This window comes from Erwinia sp. STN24 (assembly GCF_041320675.1).
Lineage (GTDB): Bacteria > Pseudomonadota > Gammaproteobacteria > Enterobacterales > Enterobacteriaceae > Erwinia > Erwinia aeris.
In genome coordinates, this window is the sequence record NZ_JBGGPM010000005.1 from 123640 (window position 1) to 146804 (window position 23165).

Below are 23165 nucleotides of genomic sequence, written 5' to 3' on the forward strand. Positions count from 1 at the left end.
TCCTTAAAGTTAATCGTTGCGCGGATCGAGCGCGTCGCGCAGTCCGTCGCCCAGCAGATTAAAACCCTGCACAATCAGAAAAATGGCAAGGCCGGGAAAAATCGACATCCACGGTGCCTGTTCAAGAAAGCCTTTGGCGGTGTTGAGCATCGCGCCCCAGGAAGGATTGGGCGGCTGCTGGCCCAGGCCCAGAAACGACAGGCTCGCCTCGGTAATAATGGCGGAAGCGACGGCCAGCGTAGCCTGCACCAGGATCGGCGACAGCACGTTGGGCAGCACATAGCGCAGCACGATCCAGCGATCGGGCAGGCCGATAGCGCGCGCGCCGTCGATATACTCTTCGTTACGGATAGCAATCACCTGGCCACGCGTCAGGCGGGCGAAGATGGGCATGGCCGACAGGCCGATAGCGATCATCGCATTACCCAGGCTGGGGCCAAGAAAAGCGCCCAGCGCAATCGCCAGGATCAGGAAAGGACAGGCCAGCAGCGCTTCGATAAAGCGTGAAATCACGCCGTCCCACAGGCCCTGTCGGTAACCGGCAATCAGCCCCAGCGGGACGCCAATCAGAATGGCGATCGCCACGGAAATACAGCCTGCCAGCAGCGAAGTGCGCGCTCCCCAAATCATCCGCGACAGAATATCGCGCCCCAGTTCATCGGTGCCGAGCCAGTGCATAGCGGAAGGCGCTTTGCGCACGGCCAGGAAATCGGCTTTGATCGGATCGAAAGGGGCCAGCCAGGGCGCGAGAAGCGCCATCGCCACAAACAGCGCCACAATCACCGCGCCGATCATCGCGCTTTTATTGCCGAGAAATTTTTTCAGCACCCGATTAGTGGGCTTGCGCAGGGTCGCCGCGCCGCCAGCCGTCAGAACTTCACTCATGGTCAGCCTCGCATTTTCGGGTTAATCAGCACGTAAAGCACATCGGCCAGCAGGTTCAGCAGCAGAAAGCCAATAGCCACCACCAGCACCACGCCCTGCACCACGGCATAATCGCGGTTAAACACCGCATCGACGATCATCTTGCCGAAGCCGGGCAGGGTAAAAACCTGTTCGGTCAGCACCGCGCCGCCCAGCAGTTCGCCAAACAACAGGGTGGTCAGCGTGATCACCGGCACCAGCGCGTTGCGGAAAGCGTGCTTCAGGATCACCTTTTTCGGCAGCAGCCCTTTGGCTCTGGCGGTGCGGATATAATCCGCCTTCAGCACGGCAATCATCGAGGCGCGCGTATGGCGCATCAGCGTCGCGGCCAGGCCCGTTCCCAGCACCAGCGCGGGCAGCAGCAGCGTTTTCACATTTTGCGACACGCTCTCGCTCAGGCTGACGTAGCCGGAAGCGGGCAGCCACTGAAGATGCACGGAAAAGAGCAGGATCAGCAGAATGCCCAGCCAGAAATGCGGCACGGAGATACCGGAAAGCGCCACGAAATTGGTGGCGTGATCGACCCAGCTGTTTTTCCGCACCGCCGCGACGATGCCCATGCTGATGCCAACCAGCAGCGCCACTAGCATCGCCAGCAGCGACAGTTCCAGCGTCACCGGCAGCTTGCTGCTAATCAGCGCGGTCACCGGTTCCTGAGTACGAATAGAAGTGCCGAGATCGCCCTTCAGCGCGTTGCCCAGCCAGTAAAAGTACTGCGAAGGCAGTGGATCGTTCAGGTGATAATGCTCTCTTAGCTGCGCAATTACCGCCGGGTCACGCTCTTCGCCCGCCATCGCGAGGATCGGATCGCCCGGCAGCAGCTTTTGCAGCGAAAAGACCATTATGCTCACCAGAAACAGCGTCGGGATCGCCAGCAGCACGCGTTTACAGATCAGTTCCAGCATGGTCGCTCCTGCGCCTTACGGCGTCATCGTTACGCCAGCCAGGCGCACCAGCCCGTCCGGCCAGGCCTTAAAGCCCTGGAGTTTTTTGGTCATGCCAAAAATACGCGGTTCAAAATAGAGGTAAGCGATCGGCATATCGCTTTGTAGCTGCTGCACCACCTTGTTATACAACGCCTGACGGGCGGCTATATCGTTGGTCTGGCGGGCTTCGGTCAGCCAGCTATCCACCTGTGGATTGCCGTAGCGGCCATCGTTCAGGGTGCCTTTGCTGTTGATAAACGCGAAGATGCTGCCGTCAGGATCGGGACGGCCTGACCAGCCGGAAAGGCTGAGCTGAAAGTCGCCGCGCTGCTGGCGATCCAGCAAGGTAGCAAACTCGCTCATTTGCAGGTTCACGTTAAAGCCCGCCTCGCTGACCATCGCCTGGATCACCTGGCCTACCTGCTGCGAGGTGGGATTGTTGGTGACCAGCAGCGTTACGTTGAGCGGCGTTTTCACGCCGGCGGCGGCAAGCAGCGCTTTGGCTTTTTCCACGTCGCGCGCGGGAACGGGCAGCTTAACGTGGTAAGGGCTGACGGGGGAGAAAGCCTGATTAGCCGGCGTGTACTGGCCTTCAAACGCCACCTGATTCAGCGCGTCGCGATCGATAGCCAGCGAAAAAGCCTCACGCACGCGGGCATCTTTTGCAAACGGGCTGTCCGGCGCGGTTTTGCCATTAGCGATATTAAACGTGATGCCCTGATAGCCCAGTCCGGTGACTTTGACCAGGCTCAGGCGGCTGTCGGCGGTAACGGTTTTGACATCGCTGGCGGCAATGCCTTCGGTCAGATCGAGATCGCCGGAACGCAGATTAGCCAGGCGCACCGAGGCATCGGGAATGGGCAAAAAAACCACCTTATCAAAATGATAGGCCGACTTATTCCAGTAGTGGTCAAAGCGTTTCAGGACGATGCGATCCTGCTGCACCCGGCTGGCAAACTGATAAGGGCCGGAACAGACCGGATGCATGGCAAAATCAGGCTTTACGGCGGCTTTCGGCGCCAGCATTGTGCCAGCGCGATCGGTCAGCTGGCTGAGCAGCGCCGCGTCGGCATTTTTCAGATGCAGAATAACCTGAGAAGGCGAAGCCACCTCCACCGACTCAACGGAAGAAAGCTCGCTTTTACGCAGCGAGCCGGGCAGCGTCATGGCACGATCGAGATTGAATTTTACCGCAGCAGCATCAAACTTTTCGCCGTCCTGAAAAGTCACGTCCTGGCGCAGGTTCATGGTTAACGTTTTGCCGTCCTCGCTCCATTTCCAGTCGGTCGCGAGGCCCGGTACCACCTGTAGCTTTTCATCAATATCCACCAGACGATCGCAGAGCGCGGCAAAGACAAAGCGGCCATAGTAGGTGCGGGCAAGGTGCGGGTCGAGCATATCCGGATCGGCGCCCAGGCCGATCCGCAGCGTGCTTTCCGCCTGCGCCGGTAAACTGCCCAGCAGCAGCAGGCCACTAAGGGCGGCGAGTGAAGTATGGCGTAGATTCATGGCGTTATCTCTCCCAAAGAGGTTAAAGCGCGGTGTTTTACCGCCCGATCGAATAGCGCGCGACGGCGCAGAAAAGCGTCTGAAGGCGGCGTAACGGTAATCACGCTGCGGTCACGATTGATCTCCTGCCAGCGGTGGCAGGCCACCTGGCGGCCACCGGCAATGACCTGCTGAATGGGTTCCAGCACGCGGCATTCGTCGCTGACGTAAGGGCAGCGCGTATGAAAACGACAGCCCTTTGGCGGCGCGGCGGGATTGGGCAAGTCGCCCTGCAAAACGGGAATTTGGCGAGCGGCGCCCGGCTGCAACCGGGGAGCCGAAGCGATCAGCGCCTGGGTATAGGGATGCAGCGGCGCATCGAAAATTTCCTCTACCGTCGCCAGCTCTACAATCTGTCCCAGATACATCACCGCGACGCGATCGCTCATATGGCGGATCACGCCCAGCCCGTGCGCCACCACGATCATGGTCAGGCCAAACTGTTGCTTCAGGCTTTCCAGCAGATTCACTACCTGTGCCTGTACCGACACGTCCAGCGCGGAAACCGGCTCATCGCCCAGCAGCAGCTTCGGGCCGGAAGCCAGCGCGCGGGCAATACCGATACGCTGGCGCTGGCCGCCGGAAAACTCATGCGGATAGCGCCGTGCCCAGACGGCGGGAAGGCCAACCGTTTGCAGCAGTTCGGCGACTTTTTCCTGCCGTTGGCTGCCGGATAGCGACTCGTGCAGCCATAAGGGTTCGCCGACGATATGTTCCACGGTCATGCGCGGGTTAAGCGAGGCGAAGGGATCCTGAAAAATAATCTGTAGTTCACGACGCAGCTGATTCAGACGTGCGCCGCTGGCTTTGGTGATCTCTTCGCCCTGATAAAAAACCTGCCCCTGAGAAGGGGCCAGCAGCCGCAGCAGCAGCCGACCCAGCGTCGATTTGCCACTGCCTGATTCCCCGACAATAGCCAGCGTTTCGCCCGGCATCACCTGCAACGAAATGCGATCGACAGCCGTGACGTGAGGGTTGCGCTTAAATAGCCGCGTCGGGCCAGGAAAGGTTTTTGTTAAATCGCTACATTCAAGGATGGGTAAGGTCATGCGCATTCTCCAGACGTCACGTGCTCTTCCAGCGGGGCGCGAAAACAGGCGACCTGATGGCGGACGCCGATAGCTTGCAGGGCGGGTTTATGCTGGTGGCAGCGTTTTTCGGCAAACGGACAGCGGGTGGCGAAGCGGCAGCCCTGGGGCATCTGTTCCGGCAGCGGCACGGCGCCAGGAATGGTGGCCAGCGTAGTGGTGCGGGTAGCGGCGCCGGGAATGGAACCCATCAGGCCAATCGTGTAGGGATGCTGCGGATCGCGGAAAATTTCCGCGACGTCGCCGGTTTCGACCACCTGTCCGGCATACATCACCGCCACGCGCTGCGCCACTTCGGCAACCACGCCCAGGTCATGCGTAATCATCAGCACCGCCGTGCCGGTTTCCTTCTGCAAGCTGTTAAGCAGCGCCAGGATCTGCGCCTGGATGGTAACGTCCAGCGCGGTGGTAGGCTCGTCGGCAATCAACAGCTTTGGCCGGTTGATGAGCGCCATCGCGATCATCACGCGCTGGCGCATCCCGCCGGAAAGCTGGTGTGGATAGGCTTTCAGCCGCATTTCCGCCGCCGGGATCTGCACCTTTTCTAATATTGCCAGCGCTACGGCCATCGCTTCACGGCGGTTTACCGCATGATGACGCATCACGGCTTCGCTCAGCTGATCGCCCAGCGTGAAAGCGGGATTGAGCGAGGTCATCGGCTCCTGAAAAATCATCGCCAGCTCGTTGCCGCGCAGATCGGCATAGTCGCGTGCGTTCAGGGTTTGTAGCGGCCGATTGAGAAAAGTGATTTCGCCCTGAACGATCTCCGCGCTGTCGGGCAGCAGGCCCATCAGCGCCAGCGAGGTGATGCTTTTACCGCAGCCGGATTCGCCGACCAGCGCCAGCGTTTCGCCAGCTTCGACCTGAAGCGAAATATCGTCCAGCACGCTGACGGGACTGCCTTTAAAACGAACGTTGAGCTGGCGCAGAGCCAGCACCGGCGTTGTGGCCTTCATGGCAGCTCCTCTTTATCACCGCTGAGCGCTTCGATGAGCGCCTGTTGCAGCGCCAGTAAATGTTCACGCATGGCCGCGGCGGCCTCCTGCGGCTGCCGCTCCGCGATATGTTGCACCAGCCGCTGATGATGGTCGTCGTAGCTGTGCAGCCGATCCGTCGTTCGCGCCAGCACGCGCAGGTGTTGCCAGCCCGGATCCCGGCGAACCGCGTCGACCGCGTCGAACAACCCCAGCATCAGACGGTTGCCTGCGGCTTCGGCGATAGCCCGGTGAAACGCGCTGTCCCACAGTTCGTGCCGATCGCTGTCGTCCGGGGCGATGCTCTGCATCCTCTCCATCAGCCGCTGCATCAGCGCAACCTGCTCGCCGCTGGCCCGCAGGGCGGCCAGACGAGCCAGCCCCGGCTCCAGCTGAATACGGGCCTCCATCACTTCCAGCAGATTTGAGCGCTGCGGCAAATCGTGCAGCGCCAGCGGCTGAACCGGCGCGGCCGGGCCGACAAACGTGCCTTTGCCCTGCTTGCGCCAGATGCGGCCTTCTTCTTCCAGCACGTCCAGCGCCCGGCGGATCTCACGACGGCCCACGCAAAACCGTTCGGCCAGCTCCCGTTCAGTAGGTAGCGGGTTAGCCGGTTGGGCTTCCTGCTGCTGGATCAGCTGGCGCAGCTTTTCCAGCGCGGAATGGGAACTGGTGGAATTTGTTGTATCAGTCATGATTGGTTCGCTTCTTCAGCCCCTGAAATAGTGCGACGGCAGCGGTAATCGAACGGCCAGCCACGGAGATAACAGAGGCAAAAAGCGAACCAATATTGAATTGGTACGGCAGAGCGGCGCGGTTATTTACGTAAGCGTTTGAATTTAAATATTATAAATTTTACCTGTTCAGCCGGGTGGGAAACGGCAGGCAATAAGATGCCGCTTTTTGGTGCAGATGTGGGCAGACATAAAGCGCCACCGGCGTGCAGATTAATGGCGGGGCATAGCAAATTGACCAGATAGCTTTTTCCGTAGCGGTAAAGGAGAGGCGCCAAATAATCAATCTGCCGGATTGTTAGTAATGGCATTTTTAATAATTAATCGGCCAGATTGTTATTAACAGGATTTTTAGCGCCGCCGAATAATCCATCTGTCGGATTGTTATTAATAGAATTTTTAGCGGCGCGGAATACTCACTCTGCCAGATTGTGAATAATCAAACGCTTAACCGGGCCGAATGTGGCGCAGAAACGCTCTGTTCTACGCCAGCGGCAAAGAGCAAAACCGCCACGCTGACGGCTACGCTTAATCTGCCCTAATGCGCCGCTTTATTTTTTCTGTCAGCAGCAAAGTTATCCATGTGTTAGGAATTTTCTGATAACTACCGTTCTGCTTACTCTCTGTCCAGTTTCCTGTAATCGTTACCACCTCAGGCCCCGTATGGCGTAGCCTGAAGCCGTCTGTCGGGATGTAAAGATTTTTGGCGTTCAGGTTTAAAAAATAGTCAAAAATTTGAGCGCAAAAGTTTGAGTTTGCGCCCATACTAAAAATCCTGGCGTTAACCTGCGCTGTCTCGATGAGCTCCTCAGGCTGTTGTTCGCCAGCATTCGGGATCTGGGCCTCAGATCCTCCCTCTGGTTGTTCACATTCGTGATTTTTATGAGGAGTGCTCTATGGAAGTTAAAGACCCAATGGGTGAGTTGTTGTCCAGCCTTGAGCACATTGTGCTTACGCGTGAAGTTATCCAGGCCGCTCCCGCATTAAAGGGTGAAGTGTTAATGCCCGAACCAAAACGCATACGGGAAATTACCGGCATGGAAGTTGATGAGTTTGCCCTGGCAATGGGCGTTAGTGTTTCCTCGGTTAAGAGCTGGGAAGCGAAGCGCAGTAAACCTTCGCGCAGTGCTCAAAAATTAATGCTGTTGATCCAATCAAATCCTTGTCTCAGCCGTGAGCTGCTGGGATAGTAAAAAACGGTCTTTTGCTGTGCCAGTAATTGAAAAACCCGCCCGCTGGCGGGTTTTGTGTTTTAAGCGAGGCGTCCGGCGCTCATATTCTCTTTTACAATTCCGGCTTGCCCCGGCCCGCGCATTTCTCTACTCTACGCGGCTTTGCCCAACAGGGGACAGCCACATGCAGGTTAAAGGCCTGGCAGCAAAATCTGCCACTACTTCTCTTGAACCATTCGAATTTCAACGCCGCGAACTGCAAGCCGGCGATGTGCATATTGATATCCACTACTGCGGCGTTTGCCACTCCGATCTGCATATGGCGCGCAACGAATGGGGCGTCAGCACGTTTCCGCTGGTGCCCGGCCATGAAATTGTAGGCCGCGTGATTGCTACCGGCAGCGACGTTAGCACCTTCAAAGCGGGCGACCTGGTCGGTGTCGGCGTGATGGTCGACTCCTGCGGCCACTGCTCGCAGTGCAGTCAGGGCGAAGAGCAATATTGCGAAGCGGGCTTTACCGCTACCTATAACGGCGAAGAGAAAACGATCGGTGGTAAAACCTTCGGCGGCTATTCCGACAGCATCGTCGTAGACAGCAAGTTCGTGGTTAACGTGCCGGAAAACCTGACGCTGAGCGCGGTCGCGCCGCTGCTGTGCGCGGGCGTAACCACCTGGTCGCCGCTTAAACACTGGAATATTCAGCCCGGCCAGCGCGTGGGCGTTATTGGCCTGGGCGGTTTAGGGCATATGGCCGTCAAGCTGGCCAGCGCGCTGGGCGCGGAAGTGGTGCTGTTTACCACTTCGCCGGCCAAAGGCGAAGATGCGCTGCGCCTGGGTGCCAGCAGCGTGGTGGTGTCTAAAGATGCAGAGCAGATTGCGGCGCAGGCCAACAGCCTCGACTTTATTCTGGACTGCGTGGCCGCACCGCACGATCTCGATCCTTATCTCAACGCGCTGAAAACCAACGGTCATCTGGTGCTGGTCGGCATCCCGGATGCGCCGCACAAGTCGCCAAACGTGACGCCGGTCGTCTTTAAGCGTCTGAGCATTTCCGGCACCTCTATCGGCAGCATTGCGGAAACGCAGCAGATGCTGGATTTCTGCGGCGAGCACAACATTGTGTCAGACGTGGAAGTTATCCGTCTGGAAGACGTAGAAATGGCGTTTGAGCGGATGCTGAAAGGCGACGTGAAGTACCGCTTTGTGATTGATATGAAAGCGAAAGGCTAAAAAAAACCCGCCGTTATGGCGGGTTTGTTACCGTCAGCTTTAAACCCCTTCCCTCAGGTGGGAGGAGGATTTACTGCAGCAGAGAAATATCCGCAACTTCCAGGAACAGCTGGCGGAGTTTGGTCAGCAGGGTTAAACGGTTGATGCGCACTTCACGATCTTCCGCGTTCACCATGACTTTCTCAAAGAAGTTATCCACGGCGGCGCGCAGCTGCGCCAGCTCGATCAGCGCATCCTGATAGCGGCCTTCCGCGAAGTAAGGCGCCAGCTTGCTGCTTAAGGCAGACACGTAGGTCGCCAGCTGGATCTCTTCGTTCTCTTTCAGCAGCGAGGCCTGCACGCTGTCGTTCAGCGTTTCGCTGGATTTCGCCAGAATGTTGGAGACACGCTTGTTAGCCGCCGCCAGCGCAGCCGCCTCTTCCAGGGTGCGGAAGTGGGACACGGCTTTCATACGCGCGTTGAAATCCGCCGGACGAGTAGGGCGACGAGCCAGCACGGCCTGGATGGTGTCGATGCTGTGGCCTTCTTCCTGATACCAGGTGCGGAAGCGACCCAGCATAAAGTCGATCACGTCATCGACCACTTTCGCGTTGCTCAGCTTGCTGCCATACAGGCGCACCGCTTCTTCGGTCAGCGTTTGCAGATCCAGCGGCAGATTCTTCTCGACGATAATACGCAGCACGCCCAGCGCGGCACGACGCAGCGCGAACGGATCTTTATCGCCTTTTGGATGCTGGCCGATGCCGAAAATACCCGCCAGCGTGTCCATCTTGTCGGCAATCGCCAGCGCGCAGGCGACCGGGTTGGACGGCAGTTCATCACCGGCAAAGCGCGGCTGATACTGCTCGTTCAGCGCCACGGCAACGTCTTCCGCTTCGCCATCATGACGGGCGTAGTGCATGCCCATCACGCCCTGCGTGTCGGTGAACTCGAACACCATATTGGTCATCAGGTCGCATTTGGACAGCAGACCGGCGCGGGTCGCATGATTGACGTCAGCGCCAGTCTGTGCGGCAATCCAGCCAGCCAGCGCCTGAATGCGGTCGGTTTTATCGCGCAGCGTGCCCAGCTCTTTCTGGAACAGAACGGTTTCCAGACGCGGCAGATTGTCTTCCAGACGCTGTTTGCGATCGGTATTAAAGAAGAATTCCGCATCGGCCAGACGAGGACGCACCACTTTTTCATTACCGGCGATAATCTGCGACGGATCTTTCGACTCGATGTTGGTCACAAAGATAAAGTGCGGCAGCAGCTTGCCCGCATCGTCGTAAACCGGGAAATACTTCTGGTCGCCTTTCATGGTGTAAACCAGCGCTTCGGCCGGCACCGCGAGGAACTTCTCTTCGAATTTTGCCGTCAGCACTACCGGCCACTCTACCAGCGAGGCGACCTCTTCCAGCAGGCTGTCGCTCAGATCGGCATGGCCGCCAATCTCTTTCGCTGCGGCTTCGGCATCGGCTTTGATCTGCGCTTTACGCGCCTCGAAGTCGGCCTGCACCTTGCCGCGCTCCAGCAGGATCTGCGGGTATTGATCGGCATTATCGAGAGTGAATTCCGGCTCGCCCATAAAGCGGTGGCCGCGAATAGTGCGGGCGGAGTCGATACCCAGAATGGTGGCCGGAATGCTCTCTTCGCCCAGCAGCAGCGTCACGGTGTGTACCGGACGCACAAACTGCACGTCGGAATCGCCCCAGCGCATCAGTTTAGGAATAGGCAGCTTCGCCAGCGAGGTGGCAACCATCGCAGGCAGCAGCGACTGCGCGCTTTCGCCTTTCATATGGGCGCGATACAGCAGCCATTCGCCTTTGTCGGTGCTCAGACGCTCGGCCTGATCGACGGTGATACCGCAGCCGCGCGCCCAGCCTTCCGCCGCTTTGGTGGCGACGCCGTTGGCATCAAAAGCCGCGGCGATGGCCGGGCCGCGCTTTTCCACTTCGCGATCGGGCTGCGCAGCGCTTAAGTCTGCGACCTTCAGCGCCAGACGACGAGGCGCGGCATACCAGTTTACTTCGCCGTGCGTCAGGCCGGCGGCATCCAGTTCGGCGGTAAAATTCGCGGCAAAGGCTTCGGCAAGATTGCGCAGCGCCTTCGGTGGCAGCTCTTCGGTGCCGATCTCCACCAGAAATGTTTTTTCAGTCATGGCTGCCTCTTATTTTTTATTGCACATCGGGAAGCCCAGCGCCTCGCGAGACGCATAGTAAGCTTCAGCCACGGCTTTGGTCAGGGTGCGGATGCGCAGAATATAGCGCTGGCGCTCGGTCACGGAGATAGCTTTACGCGCGTCCAGCAGGTTAAAGGTATGACCTGCCTTCAGGATGCGTTCGTAGGCCGGCAGCGGTAGCGGTTTTTCCAGCTCCAGCAGGCTTTTTGCTTCTTTTTCGTACTGCTCGAAGCAGGTAAAGAGGAAGTCGACGTCGGCATACTCAAAGTTATAGGTAGACTGCTCCACCTCGTTCTGATGGAACACGTCGCCGTAGGTGGTTTTCCCCAGCGGGCCGTCGCTCCAGACCAGATCGTAAACGCTGTCCACGCCCTGGATATACATCGCCAGACGCTCCAGGCCATAGGTGATTTCGCCGGTCACCGGCTTGCACTCCAGGCCGCCGACCTGCTGGAAGTAGGTGAACTGCGTCACTTCCATGCCGTTCAGCCAGACTTCCCAGCCCAGGCCCCACGCGCCCAGCGTTGGGTTTTCCCAGTTATCTTCCACGAAGCGGATATCGTGGACAGTCGGATCCATACCCAGCTCTTTCAGCGAGCCGAGGTAGAGTTCCTGAATATTGTCCGGTGACGGCTTGATGATCACCTGGAACTGATAATAGTGCTGTAAGCGGTTCGGGTTTTCGCCGTAGCGGCCGTCGGTAGGACGGCGGGAAGGCTGCACGTAGGCCGCGGCAATCGGCTCCGGCCCCAGCGCGCGCAGACAGGTCATCGGGTGAGAGGTGCCCGCGCCGACTTCCATATCCAGCGGCTGCACGATGGTGCAACCCTGGCGTGCCCAGTAATCCTGTAAGGTCAGGATCAGACCCTGAAATGTCTTGGTATCAAACTTTTGCATGTTGTTTTCGCACGCGAGACGGTTTTAAAAGTGGGCGTCAGTATACCCTTTGACCGTCGGTTAGTCAGCCCGATGTTGGCCGAAGAGGCGCGGATGCCGCCGCAAAGCCTCTTTGGCTGTTCTCTGTTCCGTCTGCGTGCCTGCCTGAAAACACTTATAGCGGGTAAGCAACTCGCTTACCCGACGGGAGTTTGACATCAATAGAAAGTTCTCCGCCCAGCGCGGCCACGTAGCGTTTAAGCGTGGACAGGCGCGGATCGTTATCAACACGCTCCATACGGGCGACGGCGGGTTGTTTAACGCCAAGCGTTGCGGCGAGTTCAGTTTGTGAAATTTGCAGCTCTTCACGCATCTGCGCCAGCGTGATTTCGCGCACCATTTCTTCGGCCCGCTCCTCGATTTTAGCGCGGCGTGCGGGGCTTACTTCGTTCATCAGTTCGTCTAACGTTGCCATTACCGGGCCTCCAGTTTCGCCAGATGAGCTTTGTACTCAGCCTCAGCGAGAGTGATATATTTTTTATAGAACCTACGGTCGCCTGTTTTGTCGCCAGCACAAAGGAAAATAGCCTGACGAACAGGATCAAAAGCAAATAACGCCCTTATCGGCCTGGCTTTGAATGACAGACGTAGCTCCTTCATATTCGGATAGATTGAGTCATTCAGGGTATCGACCAATGGCCGTCCAGTATGGGGGCCTTCTTTTCTCAACACGAGAAACGCCGCTAAGATTTCGTCCTGCAAATCTTCGGGTTGCGCAAAAAACCAGGCATCAAACCGTTTTGTTGTTATGATTTTCCACATGATCGTCCCTGATCTGTAATTATAACGTTTAAGTTATAATCAAATTTATAATGAATTCATTATAATTTCAAGAGAGGTAAAGGTTGCAGGACGACGGGCTGGTGTTAAAAAAGCTAACCAATTAAAAAAACATCATGGCGTGGAAAGATGCAGGCCTGCTCCTGTCTGATATTCCCCTGGCGCAGGTTGTTGAAAACTTGCCGCCTGGCTACCCTCTGATACGCATTGGTGCCAGCAGAGGAAAACATGAAGGACAAGATAGCCTGGATAGATAACCTGCGGGCGGTGGCCTGCCTGATGGTGATTATGATCCACACCACCACCTGGTACGTGACCAACGCGCCAAAAGTAGGCGAACATACGTGGGATCTCTCCAATCTGCTGAACTCCGCTTCCAGAGTCTGCGTGCCGCTCTTTTTTATGATTTCCGGCTTTCTGTTCTTTGGCGAGCGCAGCGCGCAGGGCCGTCATTTTCTGCGCATCGTGCTCTGCCTGGCGTTTTACAGCGCGGTGGCGCTGGCCTATATCACGTGGCTGACGCCTATCAGCCAGGGGATTTCCATCCAGCTGCTTTTGCAGAAGCCGGTGTTCTATCACCTGTGGTTTTTCTTCGCGATTATCGCTATCTACCTGCTTTCGCCCCTTATTCAGGTCAAAAACGTGCGGGCGGGCTATCTGGCGGCGGTGACGCTGGTGCTGGCGGTGCTGGCGAATCCCAACACGGTGGATCAGTCGGTCGGGCATTTTCACTGGCTGCCGCTTAATCTTTATATCAACGGCGACAGCTTCTACTACGTGCTCTACGCGCTGTTTGGCCGCGCTATCGGCACGATGAATACCGGCGGACGCGCCGTCAGCTGGCTGGCCGGCACGGTTTTTATCGCCTGCGTGGCGGTTATCGCGCTGGGCACTAAAAAGCAGATGGCGATTAACGGCGCCTTTGCCGATACCTGGTATCTCTACTGCGGCCCGGCGGTCTTTATCGCGGCGGTCAGCCTGCTGGTGCTGTTTAAAAACGTGCTGAACGCGCGAATTTTACCGATCTTAGGCGTTATTTCCCGTAATTCCCTGCCAATTTATGGTTTCCACGCGCTGTTTATCCACTTTATGCGGACGCATCATCTTGATCATACCGATCGGCCGCTGCTGGATATCCCGCTGGTGTTTACGCTGACGCTGCTGGGCAGTTTGCTGCTGGCGCTGGCGCTGAGAAAACTGGATAAGCGGCATTTTGTCAGTTAAGGCTGACAGGTCACCGCCGTATCCGGGGTGCCGTAGCCCATCACTTCCAGCAGCTGTCGGGCGTGCTGTACCGCATCCTGACGGTGCGCAATGCCCATCTTCTGATAAAGATTGCGGATATGAGTTTTGATAGTCGTCGCCGCGACGTCCAGCTCTCCCGCGATCTGCTCGTTGCTGTAGCCCGAATAGATCAGCCCCAGCACCTGCCATTCCCGCTGGGTTAACGGGCTGGTGCGGATCAGCTCCGGCACTTGCGGATGGCTCAGCAGTTTACTGACAAAGCTTTCGTCAAAATGGGCAAACTTATGCCGATGGTGCTGATTAAGTTCACGCAGGATCTGCTGCGCCCTGCGTTGTTCCAGCTCCGGCAGCAGGTTCAGCTGCAGCAGCTGCCGGAGCTGCTGCGCCATCATTTCGCCTTCAATCACGAAATGGCTGATAAAACCGGTGCGGTTTGCCAGGCTCAGCGCTTCGATCAGCACGCGCTGCGCGTCGCTTTTCCTGCCCGTTCGCCAGTATAAGAGGTTGCTTAACAGTAGGTTACGGTTTAAATCGCTGGTGAGGCGCAGCTGGCGCGCGTTGCTGTTCAGCTCGTCCAGCACCACCTCCGCCTCGCTGAACTGCTCCAGCAGGATCTGTACGCGCGCAATCGAGCGCCACTGGCCCTGCTGAAAATGATTATCCGCGCCGCCCGGTTTACCGGCCTGCTGGAGCCAGCGCTGCGCGGCGGTTTTATTGCCGGTCAGCTGCCAGTAAATCACCCGGCTTTTATCGGTATTGGTCACCCAGTCGCTATGATACTGGCCGGTTTTGATCAGGTTCTCGCAGCGCTGCAAATAGTGCTGCGCGTTATCAAGCTGACCACGAGCCAGCGCGCATTTCGCCAGCATCGCCAGACACTGAAGCTGCTGCGGCTGGAAATTGCTTAATACTTCCAGTCCCTGGCGAGCAGCCTGTTCGGCGTCGTCCAGCCTTGACCACGACCACAGCACCTGAGAGCGCAGGCGCAGCAGGAATTCGTGCATCGGCAGCTGTTCAAGGTGCTGTTCATGCACCAGCTCAAAGGCGCGATCCTGCATCTCGAAGGCGGCCTGTAAAAATCCCTGCGCAATTAAAATTTCACTTTGCTGGAGCAAGGCCCAAAGCGCGTAATGGTACACCTGAAAGCGTCTGGCTATCTGTTCGGTCTGCTGCATCAGCGGCAGCGCGCGCGCCAGATCGCCTTTGCAGTGCTGGATTTCGCCGGTGACCGAGGTCGCCACTATGCGGCTGTAATAGCTGTTATGCGGCAAAAAGCGCAGCGCTTCCGTCGCCAGCCGGGCGGCTTCTTCCTCACGACCATCGTTGATCGCCACCTGAGCGCGTAGGGCGTTAAATTCAGCGGCAAGCTCCTGCGTCATGGAGATATTCCTGCGCTGCATCTCGCTTTCCGCACGGGAAAGCAGCGCGTCGACTTCAACATAGCGGTGCTGGCTTTGGATCAGCCAGGCCTGGAGCAGCACCAGCTTAGGATTGACGATCAGCTGGTCATAGCGCAGGGCGTTCAGGCACTCTTCCAGCAGGGCCAGCTCGCTTTGGTTAAACAGCGCCCACGCGTGCTGTAGCAGGATATCGCGCAGCAGCCCGGTATCTTCCGCGCTCAGCGCGTGATGGATAGCTTCGGCCGGAAAACCCTGCGCCAGCCAGCCTTGTGCAGCGGCGCGATGGATTTCCGGCAGCTCTGCGGCCAGCTCCCACTGGCAGCGCTGCCGCAAAAAAGAGGCGAACAGCGGATGGAAGTTAAACCACTCGCCGGTGCCGTCCATGCGGTGAAGAAACAGACCCTGGCTTTCCAGATTTTCCAGCCGCTGCTGCCCGTTATCGCTGCCGGTCAGACGGACGATCAGCGCGTCGTTCATCGAGCGCAACAAAGAGCAGCGCAGCAGAAAATCGCGGGTGGGCGTATCGACCCGATCCAACACCTCCTCGACCAGATATTGCGATAAATGGCTGGCGTTCAGGCCGGTCAGCTTGCGCGCGGAATGCTGGGTAGACTGTAAAGCCGGCGTAGAGGACTGGCTGGCCGACAGCGCAATCAGCTGTAGCGCCGTGGCCCAACCGGCAACGTTGTCGCAAAAGCGATTGCTGTCCGCCTGTTCAATGGGCTCTTTCAGGCGGCAGTCAAAAAACTGCTGGGTTTCGCTGTGGGTAAAGGCCAGTTCGGAGACGATAAGCTCCAGCAGCTGGCCGCGCACGCGTAAATTGGCGATGCCCAGCGGCGGCAAGGTGCGCGACAGGATCACCAGCGAGAAATTATCGGGCTGATGGCGCAGAAAAAAGCGCATCCCTTCATGAATATCCGCATTGGTAATCAGATGATAGTCATCGATTACCAGCATCACCGGCTGCTGCCAGTCGGCAAGCTCGACGAACAGCTGGGCGAACAGCGCGTTCAGGCTGGCGTACTGGTGCTTTTGACTTAAGGCTTCGCTCTTCACGCAGTGGCCGCCGGTGGCCTGCTGCACCGCCGCAATCAAATAACTGGCAAAACGTTCCGACTTATTGTCGCTTTCATCCAGCGAATACCAGCCCAGCGCGTTTTTTCCTGCCGCCCAGTGCGCCATCAGCGTTGTTTTGCCGTAGCCGGCCGGGCTGGTAACCAGCGTCAGACGATAGTCCGGGACGACAGCCAGCCGGGCCAGTAAACGTTCGCGTACCACCGTATCTTGCAGCCGCATCGGGCGGCTCAGTTTTGAAGGGATAAGCATAATTTTGGATTCTTATAGGAAGCGTCAGCGGGGCGGCTAATTATTTCAAAGCCCGTAATTAATCATTTTTTCTAAAGTCCGCCTCCAATCCGTTGATTGCAAGCAGGATAAGCTTTTATGTTGCATTTAGTCGTACTTCGTCACATTTTTTTAATCACGCTTTTCGCTGTGCTATTCGCCTTAGTCGCGCCTTCCCCTACGCCCTGCTGCTCCTCCCTTTCTAATCGCCGTTGGGAGGATGATCCGCACGCTGCAAATCGGCAGCATGAGGGAAATTCAGGGATTATGAGGACAGGTCATGCAGGCAACATTCAGTAAAACCACGTTTATGGCGGCGCTGACGCGCCAGTGCGCGCCGTATCAGCCGCAGGCGATGACGCAGCACCAGTGGTGGCAGGCGGTCAGCGCCGCGCTGGCCGAACAGCTGCTCGCCAGCCCGCCAACGCCGCCGTCAGGGCAGCAGCGGCACGTTAACTATATCTCGATGGAATTTTTGATCGGCCGCCTGACCGCCAATAATCTGATCAATCTTGGCTGGCTGGATGATGTCAGCGAAGTGCTGAAAAAACAGGGCGTTAACCTGACCGACGTGCTGGAGCAGGAAGTCGATCCGGCGCTGGGCAACGGCGGACTGGGGCGCCTGGCGGCCTGCTTTCTGGACTCGATGGCAACCGTGGGCCAGCCTGCGGTGGGCTATGGTCTTAATTATCAGTACGGGCTGTTCCGGCAGTCCTTTTACGACGGCGCACAGCAGGAAGCGCCGGACAGCTGGCACCGCGAAACCTACCCCTGGTTTCGGCGCAACGGCTCGCTTGCCGTGAGCGTCGGCTTCGGCGGCAAGCTCAGCAAAGACGCGCAGGGCCGGGAGCAGTGGCAGCCCGCTTTTTCGCTGATGGGCGAGGCGAGCGATCTGCCGGTGGTCGGCTATCAAAACGGCATCACCCAGCCGCTGCGCCTGTGGCAGGCCGTCGCGATGCAGCCTTTCGATCTGGGCCTGTTTAACGACGGCAAATATCTGGAGGCGGAGCGGCAGGGCGTAGAGGCGGAAAAGCTGACGAAAGTCCTCTATCCGAACGATAACCACCAGGCGGGCAAGCGGCTGCGTCTGATGCAGCAATATTTTCAGTGCGCCTGTTCGGTAGCGGATATCCTGCGTCGTCACCATGTGGCGGGTCGAAAAATCGCAGATCTGCCGCAGTACGAGGTGATCCAGCTGAACGATACTCATCCGACCATCGCCATCCCGGAGCTGCTGCGCATTTTGCTGGATGAGCACCAGCTCGACTGGGATGCGGCCTGGTCCATCGTCAGCCGCACCTTTGCCTATACCAACCACACGCTGATGCCGGAAGCGCTGGAATGCTGGGATGAAAGGCTGGTGCGCAGCCTGCTGCCGCGTCATTTTTCGCTGATTAAGCAGATCAATGCGCGCTTTAAAACGCTGGTGCAGCAGCGCTGGCCGGACGATGCCGACGTCTGGGACCGGGTGGCTATCCACCATAACCGCCAGGTGCGGATGGCGAACCTTTGCGTGGTCAGCGGCTTTGCGGTCAACGGCGTCGCCGCGCTGCATTCCGAGCTGGTGGTCAAAGATCTGTTTCCGCATTATCACCAGCTGTGGCCGGAGAAATTTCATAACGTCACCAACGGCATCACGCCGCGTCGCTGGCTCAGGCAGTGTAATCCTGCGCTCTCCGCGCTGATCGACAGCAAACTGAACGCCGAATGGGTGACGGATCTGGATGCGTTAAAAGGGCTGGAGGCTTTTGCCGACGACCAAAACTTCCACCAGCGCTATCGGCAAATCAAGCAGGAAAACAAACACAGGCTGGCGGCCTGGGTGCAGCATACGATGGGGATTACGCTCAACCCGGCGGCGATCTTCGATGTGCAGATCAAGCGCCTGCACGAGTACAAGCGCCAGCACCTGAATTTGCTGCATATCCTCTCGCTTTACCGCCAGCTGCGTGATAATCCGCAGCTGGACATGGTGCCGCGCGTGTTCCTGTTCGGTGCCAAGGCCGCGCCGGGCTACTATCTGGCCAAAAATATTATCTACGCCATCAACAAGGTAGCGGAAAAAATCAACAACGATCCGCTGGTCGGCGATCGCCTGAAAGTCGTGTTTATTCCTGACTATAAAGTGTCGGTGGCGGAGCTGATGATCCCGGCGGCCGATGTGTCAGAGCAAATCTCCACCGCCGGCAAAGAGGCCTCCGGCACCGGCAATATGAAGCTGGCGCTGAACGGCGCTATCACCGTCGGCACGCTTGATGGTGCCAATGTGGAAATTGCTGAACAGGTCGGCAGCGGGCATATCTTTATTTTCGGTCATACCGTCGATGAGGTAAAAGCGCTGCTGCGCAAAGGCTATAACCCGCTGAGCGTGCGTAAAAAGGATAAGCATCTTAATAAGCTGCTGACCGAACTGGAAAACGGCTTCTTCAGCGACGGTGACAAAGAGGCGTTCAGGCCAATGCTGGATAGCCTGCTTGCAGGCGGCGATCCTTATTTAGTGCTGGCGGATTTCGCGGAATACTGCGCCGCACAGCGGCAGGTTGAAGCGCTGTACCGCGACACGCAGCAGTGGACGCGCAGCACCATCCTGAACACCGCCAGAGTCGGCATGTTCAGTTCGGATCGCGCCATCCGTGACTATCAGCAGCGCATTTGGCAGGCGAAACGCTAAGGAGCGCAGATGGAAAAGAAGATGCTGGAGCAGGCGGCGACGGAGGCGGGTATCGCTTCCGGTTTTATTAACGCCCACGGGAAAACCCAGACCATCTCGGCAGCAACCCGGCGCGAGCTGCTGCAGGCGATGGGCTGGCGCGCGGGACGGCAGCTGCCGCTAAGACCGGTGCCAACGGTAAAGGTTTTTACCAGCGGCGAACGCTTTGCGCTTTCCGTAGAGGGCGAAGGCGAATACCACTGGCACTTTTGCCCGGAAGAGGGCGCGAGCCTGACGGGCAGAGTCCACGGCAGCATGACGCTGGCCCTGCCGGAAAACCTTGCCACGGGCTATCACCTGCTGACGCTGAGCCGTCCCGGCCAGCGCTGGGAATGCCGGATCATCGTGGCGCCCAGGCGCTGCCACGAGCCGGAGGCGCTGCTGGCCGGTAAAAAGCTGTGGGGCGCCTGCGTGCAGCTTTACACCTTGCGTTCTGAGCGCAACTGGGGCATCGGCGATTTTGGCGACCTGGCCGTGATGATCGATAACATTGCTGCGCGGGGCGGTGCCTTTGTGGGTCTGAACCCTATCCACGCGCTTTTTCCCGGCAACCCGGAAGCGGCCAGCCCTTACAGCCCTTCGTCCCGCCGCTGGCTGAACGTTATCTATATCGACGTCAGCGCGGTGGCTGACTTTCGCCTGAGCGAAGCCGCACAGCGCTGGTGGCATTCTGCGGCTACGCAGCAGGCGTTACAGGCGGCGCGGGCTGCGGAGTGGGTGGATTACGCGCAGGTTATGGCGCTGAAGCTGGCGGGACTGCGGCTGGCCTGGCAGCATTTTCTCGGCCGTGACCCGCAGGAAGCTGAACGGCAGGCCTTTACCCGCTTTACCGAACAGGGCGGAGAAAGCCTCTGGTTTCAGGCCGCCTTTGATGCGTTATATCAACACTTTCAGGCGGAAAGCGGCGAGGCGCGGGGCTGGGATCGCTGGCCGGAAGCGTACCGCAACGCGCGGGGGCCAGAGGTCAGAGCCTTTTGCCAACAGCATGCGCAGGAGGTGGCGTTTTACCTCTGGCTGCAATGGCTGGCCGAAACGCAGCTGGCGCAGTGCTATCAAACCAGCCGGAAAATGCCGACGGGGTTATATCGCGATCTGGCAGTCGGCGTGGTGGCCGACGGCGCGGAAACCTGGAGCGATGGCGATCTCTACTGCCTGAAGGCTTCCGTAGGCGCGCCGCCGGATATTCTGGGGCCAAAAGGACAGAACTGGGATTTACGACCGATGGATCCCCGCACGATGATCGACCGTGCCTACCAGCCTTTTATCGACCTGTTGCGATCGAACATGATCCACTGCGGCGCTTTGCGGATCGATCATGTCATGGCGCTGCTGCGCCTGTGGTGGATCCCGGCAGGCGAAACGGCGGATAAAGGCGCCTATGTCCACTATCCGGTTGACGATTTGCTGGCGGTGCTGGCGCTGGAAAGCCAGCGGCATCGCTGCATGGTGATCGGCGAGGATTTGGGAACGGTGCCGGTAGAAATCGTCACTAAGCTGCGGGAAAGAGGCGTTTATTCCTACAAGGTGCTGTGGTTTGAGCGGGATGCGCAGAACGGCTTTCGCGCGCCGCAGTCCTGGCCGCTCCAGGCGATGGCTACCCTGACGACGCACGATTTACCGACGCTGCGCGGCTACTGGCAAAGCGACGATCTGACGCTGGGCGAAAAGCTGGGCCTCTACCCGGATAAAATGGTGCTACAGGGGCTTTGTGCCGATCGGCAAAGGGCGCGCCAGAGCCTGCTCGCCAGCCTGGAGCATTATGGCTGTCTTCCGCAGGGAAGCGTCAGCGCGGGCGCCACGCTGACGCCTGCCATCCGCCGGGGCCTGCAACGCTATGTGGCCGACAGCGCCAGCGCGCTGCTGGGTCTGCAGCCGGAAGACTGGCTGGATATGGCGACGCCGGTCAATATTCCCGGCACCAGCAGCGAATATCCCAACTGGCGGCGCAAGCTCAGCCATACGCTGGAGGCGATGTTTGCCGACCCGGAGGTGAATGCGTTAATCAGGGATGTCGATCGGCGGCGGCGTAAGGTATCGGTGGATTAAAAAAGCGGCCTGAGGGCCGCTTTGCCGTGTCATCATGGCCGCAGAAACTGTTTTACTGTCGGATTTATTCATTAAAAGCTTCAAACGGTAATTTAAACCGCGCCGCCAGACGCGCCTTGTGCTTATCGGTGAGCGCGCGCTCACCGCGCAGAATACGACTCACGTAAGAGCGTTGGCCGATTTCTTCCACAAAGGAGGATTGCGTCAGCTTGTGCTGATCCATCAACACCCGCAGTAAGGCAACGCCGCGAGGCAGCCTTGCAATGCGTGCATTGAACTCAGCGAATTCAGGCGCGTTATCTTCATAGCGGGCGACTTTATCAGCCAGCATATCCACTAATGGGCTATCAGGATCGTGTTCGATAAGATACTCCACCAGTTCAAGCGCCTGCTCGTAATCTTTTTTGCTGGTGCTGCCGCCTAAAAAAGGGACAATTTTAACCAGGTCATTGGTTGCCTGAATGGCTTCGGTAATCATTCTTTACTCTCCCGATACTTCTTAACCAGCTTGTCGTAGTCAGCATGGGTAACGATATGCTTGATAAAAATCTTGCCCCGCTCAAAGTCTGCAAAAAACAGCATCCTCAGGTTATTGCCGCCGACATCAATCACCCACCATTTGTTCCTGTATTTCATTCGGTCGAGGCTGGGAAACTGTGCCTTTAACGCATCCGGATTGGCAAAAACACCGCTTTTTAAAACCAGCCAGGTCGCATCCAATGCGGCTGCATCGTTTGGGAATTTTTCTGCCGCTTCCCTGAACGGCTCCCTTGAAATAACGTGCATGCTTCCCTCAGCCACGTTCCAACGTGGAAACATGATAGCGCAACCTTGTGATGTTTCCAATATGGAAACATCACAAGGTTGTGGTGGATAAAGCAGGTCCTTACACAACGGCAGAAGGCGCAGCGGTAATAAACATCGGCAAAAATGAGGAAAGGTATATTGAGCAATAACGGTACAGGTACCGCTATTTTCAGTGCTAATCCTGTAGCAGCGTGCAATAACGCATAACTTCCGGGCAGCCTGGCGCTACCCGGAACTGCCTTATCCTTTCACCCCGCCAGCGGTCAGGCCGCCCACCAGCCAGCGCTGAGCAATCAGGAACACGGCGGTGATAGGGATAGCGGAAAGAATGGCCGCCGCCGCAAAATCGCCCCACAGATAGTTTTGCGGGTTCAGATATTGCTGCATTCCCACCGCCAGCGTATAGCTGTTGACGTCACGCAGCAGCAGGGAAGCCACCGGCACCTCGGTAATAGCGGCAATAAACGACAGGATAAACACCACCGCCAGGATCGGCACCGAAAGCGGCAGCAGCACCAGCCGGAACGCCTGCCACGGCGTGGCGCCATCCAGCGCCGCCGCCTCTTCCAGAGAGTTATCGATAGACTCGAAATAGCCTTTGATCGTCCAGACATGCAGCGCGATGCCGCCCATATAGGCGAAGATCACCCCGCCGTGCGTATTCAGCCCCAGAAAGGGAATATAGAGGCCCAGACGATCGAACAGGGCGTAGAGCGCCACCAGCGACAGCACGGCCGGAAACATCTGGAAAATCAGCATCCCTTTCAGCAGCGGGCTTTTGCCGCGAAACTTCATGCGCGCAAAGGCATAGGCGCAGGTCGTGGAGAGCGCGACGATGCCGACGGCGGTAATCAGGGCGATTTTCACAGAGTTCCACAGCCACAGCATCACCGGAAACGGCGGCGGCGTCACCGTGCCGTTCTCGTTGGTGACCGCTATCCCCAGCGCCAGCTTCCAGTGGTCCCACGAAATGGTGTCGGGGATCAGGCTGCCGGTCGCAAAATTGCCGGGCCGCAGCGAAATGGCGAACACCATCAGCAGCGGGAACAGGATCAGGGCGATAAAGCCCAGCAGGAAAAGGTGCGTCGCCAGCAGCCTGAGGCGCTGCGACTTCGGTTTTACCATCGCCATAATGCTTC

General features: G+C 57.9%; 20 protein-coding genes. 5 read left to right on the forward strand and 15 right to left on the reverse strand.

Annotated features, from left to right (window positions below; genetic code table 11):
* Positions 1 to 9 precede the first annotated feature (9 nt).
* From ACA373_RS17160 to ACA373_RS17190, 7 genes are all read right to left on the reverse strand, one after another.
* Positions 10 to 885, reverse strand: coding sequence for an ABC transporter permease (locus tag ACA373_RS17160; RefSeq protein ID WP_370734869.1), 876 nt, complete (start codon positions 883 to 885; stop codon positions 10 to 12).
* A 2-nt stretch (positions 886 to 887) separates the two neighbouring features.
* Complete coding sequence (locus ACA373_RS17165; protein WP_301730585.1) at positions 888 to 1829, reverse strand: ABC transporter permease; 942 nt, start codon at positions 1827 to 1829, stop codon at positions 888 to 890.
* 15 nt (positions 1830 to 1844) lie between these two features.
* The gene (locus ACA373_RS17170; RefSeq protein ID WP_370734870.1) at positions 1845 to 3359 is read right to left on the reverse strand and encodes an ABC transporter substrate-binding protein; all 1515 of its coding nucleotides are present in this window, start codon (positions 3357 to 3359) and stop codon (positions 1845 to 1847) included.
* Positions 3356 to 4447, reverse strand: a complete 1092-nt coding sequence (locus tag ACA373_RS17175; RefSeq protein ID WP_253456639.1) for an ABC transporter ATP-binding protein — start codon at positions 4445 to 4447, stop codon at positions 3356 to 3358. Before ACA373_RS17175 ends, ACA373_RS17170 begins: the two co-directional genes overlap by 4 nt.
* Entirely contained in the window at positions 4444 to 5442 is a 999-nt protein-coding gene (locus ACA373_RS17180) for an ABC transporter ATP-binding protein (protein WP_253456636.1), read from the reverse strand. The genes ACA373_RS17175 and ACA373_RS17180 overlap by 4 nt, the downstream gene beginning before the upstream one ends.
* Complete coding sequence (locus ACA373_RS17185; protein ID WP_253456634.1) at positions 5439 to 6155, reverse strand: FadR/GntR family transcriptional regulator; 717 nt, start codon at positions 6153 to 6155, stop codon at positions 5439 to 5441. Before ACA373_RS17185 ends, ACA373_RS17180 begins: the two co-directional genes overlap by 4 nt.
* A 567-nt stretch (positions 6156 to 6722) precedes the next feature.
* The gene (locus ACA373_RS17190; RefSeq protein WP_301251539.1) at positions 6723 to 6959 is read right to left on the reverse strand and encodes a hypothetical protein; all 237 of its coding nucleotides are present in this window, start codon (positions 6957 to 6959) and stop codon (positions 6723 to 6725) included.
* Between the two features lie 131 nt (positions 6960 to 7090).
* Between ACA373_RS17190 and ACA373_RS17195 the strand changes: the two genes are divergently transcribed.
* A complete protein-coding gene (locus tag ACA373_RS17195) occupies positions 7091 to 7384 on the forward strand; it encodes an HTH-type transcriptional regulator (protein ID WP_125289253.1) in 294 nt (97 codons plus the stop codon).
* A 166-nt stretch (positions 7385 to 7550) separates the two neighbouring features.
* Positions 7551 to 8597 (forward strand): NAD(P)-dependent alcohol dehydrogenase, encoded by a 1047-nt coding sequence (locus ACA373_RS17200; RefSeq protein ID WP_369895357.1) that lies wholly within the window; start codon positions 7551 to 7553, stop codon positions 8595 to 8597.
* 70 nt (positions 8598 to 8667) lie between these two features.
* On the opposite strand, the gene glyS is transcribed toward ACA373_RS17200, so the two are convergent.
* From glyS to ACA373_RS17220, 4 genes are all read right to left on the reverse strand, one after another.
* A complete protein-coding gene (glyS, locus tag ACA373_RS17205; RefSeq protein ID WP_253456621.1) occupies positions 8668 to 10737 on the reverse strand; it encodes a glycine--tRNA ligase subunit beta in 2070 nt (689 codons plus the stop codon).
* 9 nt (positions 10738 to 10746) lie between these two features.
* Positions 10747 to 11655, reverse strand: a complete 909-nt coding sequence (gene glyQ, locus ACA373_RS17210; protein ID WP_253456618.1) for a glycine--tRNA ligase subunit alpha — start codon at positions 11653 to 11655, stop codon at positions 10747 to 10749.
* 154 nt (positions 11656 to 11809) lie between these two features.
* The gene (locus ACA373_RS17215; RefSeq protein WP_253456616.1) at positions 11810 to 12109 is read right to left on the reverse strand and encodes a helix-turn-helix domain-containing protein; all 300 of its coding nucleotides are present in this window, start codon (positions 12107 to 12109) and stop codon (positions 11810 to 11812) included.
* Positions 12109 to 12456 carry a type II toxin-antitoxin system RelE/ParE family toxin gene (locus ACA373_RS17220; protein ID WP_253456614.1) on the reverse strand — a complete coding sequence of 116 codons (348 nt, stop codon included), beginning with the start codon at positions 12454 to 12456 and terminating at the stop codon, positions 12109 to 12111. Before ACA373_RS17220 ends, ACA373_RS17215 begins: the two co-directional genes overlap by 1 nt.
* A 246-nt stretch (positions 12457 to 12702) precedes the next feature.
* Between ACA373_RS17220 and ACA373_RS17225 the strand changes: the two genes are divergently transcribed.
* On the forward strand, positions 12703 to 13698 hold the full coding sequence (locus ACA373_RS17225; protein ID WP_370734871.1) for an acyltransferase: 996 nt from the start codon (positions 12703 to 12705) through the stop codon (positions 13696 to 13698).
* Here the strand turns inward: ACA373_RS17225 and malT are convergent.
* A complete protein-coding gene (gene malT / locus ACA373_RS17230) occupies positions 13695 to 16445 on the reverse strand; it encodes an HTH-type transcriptional regulator MalT (protein ID WP_370734872.1) in 2751 nt (916 codons plus the stop codon). The two genes, ACA373_RS17225 and malT, sit on opposite strands and share 4 nt — an antisense overlap.
* A gap of 298 nt (positions 16446 to 16743) precedes the next feature.
* Between malT and malP the strand changes: the two genes are divergently transcribed.
* Both malP and malQ read left to right on the forward strand, forming a co-directional pair.
* Positions 16744 to 19134: a maltodextrin phosphorylase gene (gene malP / locus ACA373_RS17235; RefSeq protein WP_370734873.1), complete on the forward strand. Its 2391-nt coding sequence runs from the start codon at positions 16744 to 16746 to the stop codon at positions 19132 to 19134.
* A gap of 9 nt (positions 19135 to 19143) precedes the next feature.
* Positions 19144 to 21219, forward strand: a complete 2076-nt coding sequence (gene malQ / locus ACA373_RS17240) for a 4-alpha-glucanotransferase (protein WP_370734874.1) — start codon at positions 19144 to 19146, stop codon at positions 21217 to 21219.
* A 64-nt stretch (positions 21220 to 21283) separates the two neighbouring features.
* On the opposite strand, the gene ACA373_RS17245 is transcribed toward malQ, so the two are convergent.
* The 3 genes from ACA373_RS17245 to malG all read right to left on the reverse strand — a co-directional run bounded on the left by ACA373_RS17245 (position 21284) and on the right by malG (position 23157).
* Entirely contained in the window at positions 21284 to 21697 is a 414-nt protein-coding gene (locus ACA373_RS17245) for a type II toxin-antitoxin system HigA family antitoxin (RefSeq protein ID WP_253456603.1), read from the reverse strand.
* Positions 21694 to 22005, reverse strand: coding sequence for a type II toxin-antitoxin system HigB family toxin (locus tag ACA373_RS17250; RefSeq protein ID WP_301251611.1), 312 nt, complete (start codon positions 22003 to 22005; stop codon positions 21694 to 21696). Before ACA373_RS17250 ends, ACA373_RS17245 begins: the two co-directional genes overlap by 4 nt.
* Positions 22006 to 22266: 261 nt before the next feature.
* Positions 22267 to 23157: a maltose ABC transporter permease MalG gene (gene malG / locus ACA373_RS17255; protein ID WP_253456600.1), complete on the reverse strand. Its 891-nt coding sequence runs from the start codon at positions 23155 to 23157 to the stop codon at positions 22267 to 22269.
* Between the last annotated feature and the right edge of the window lie 8 nt (positions 23158 to 23165).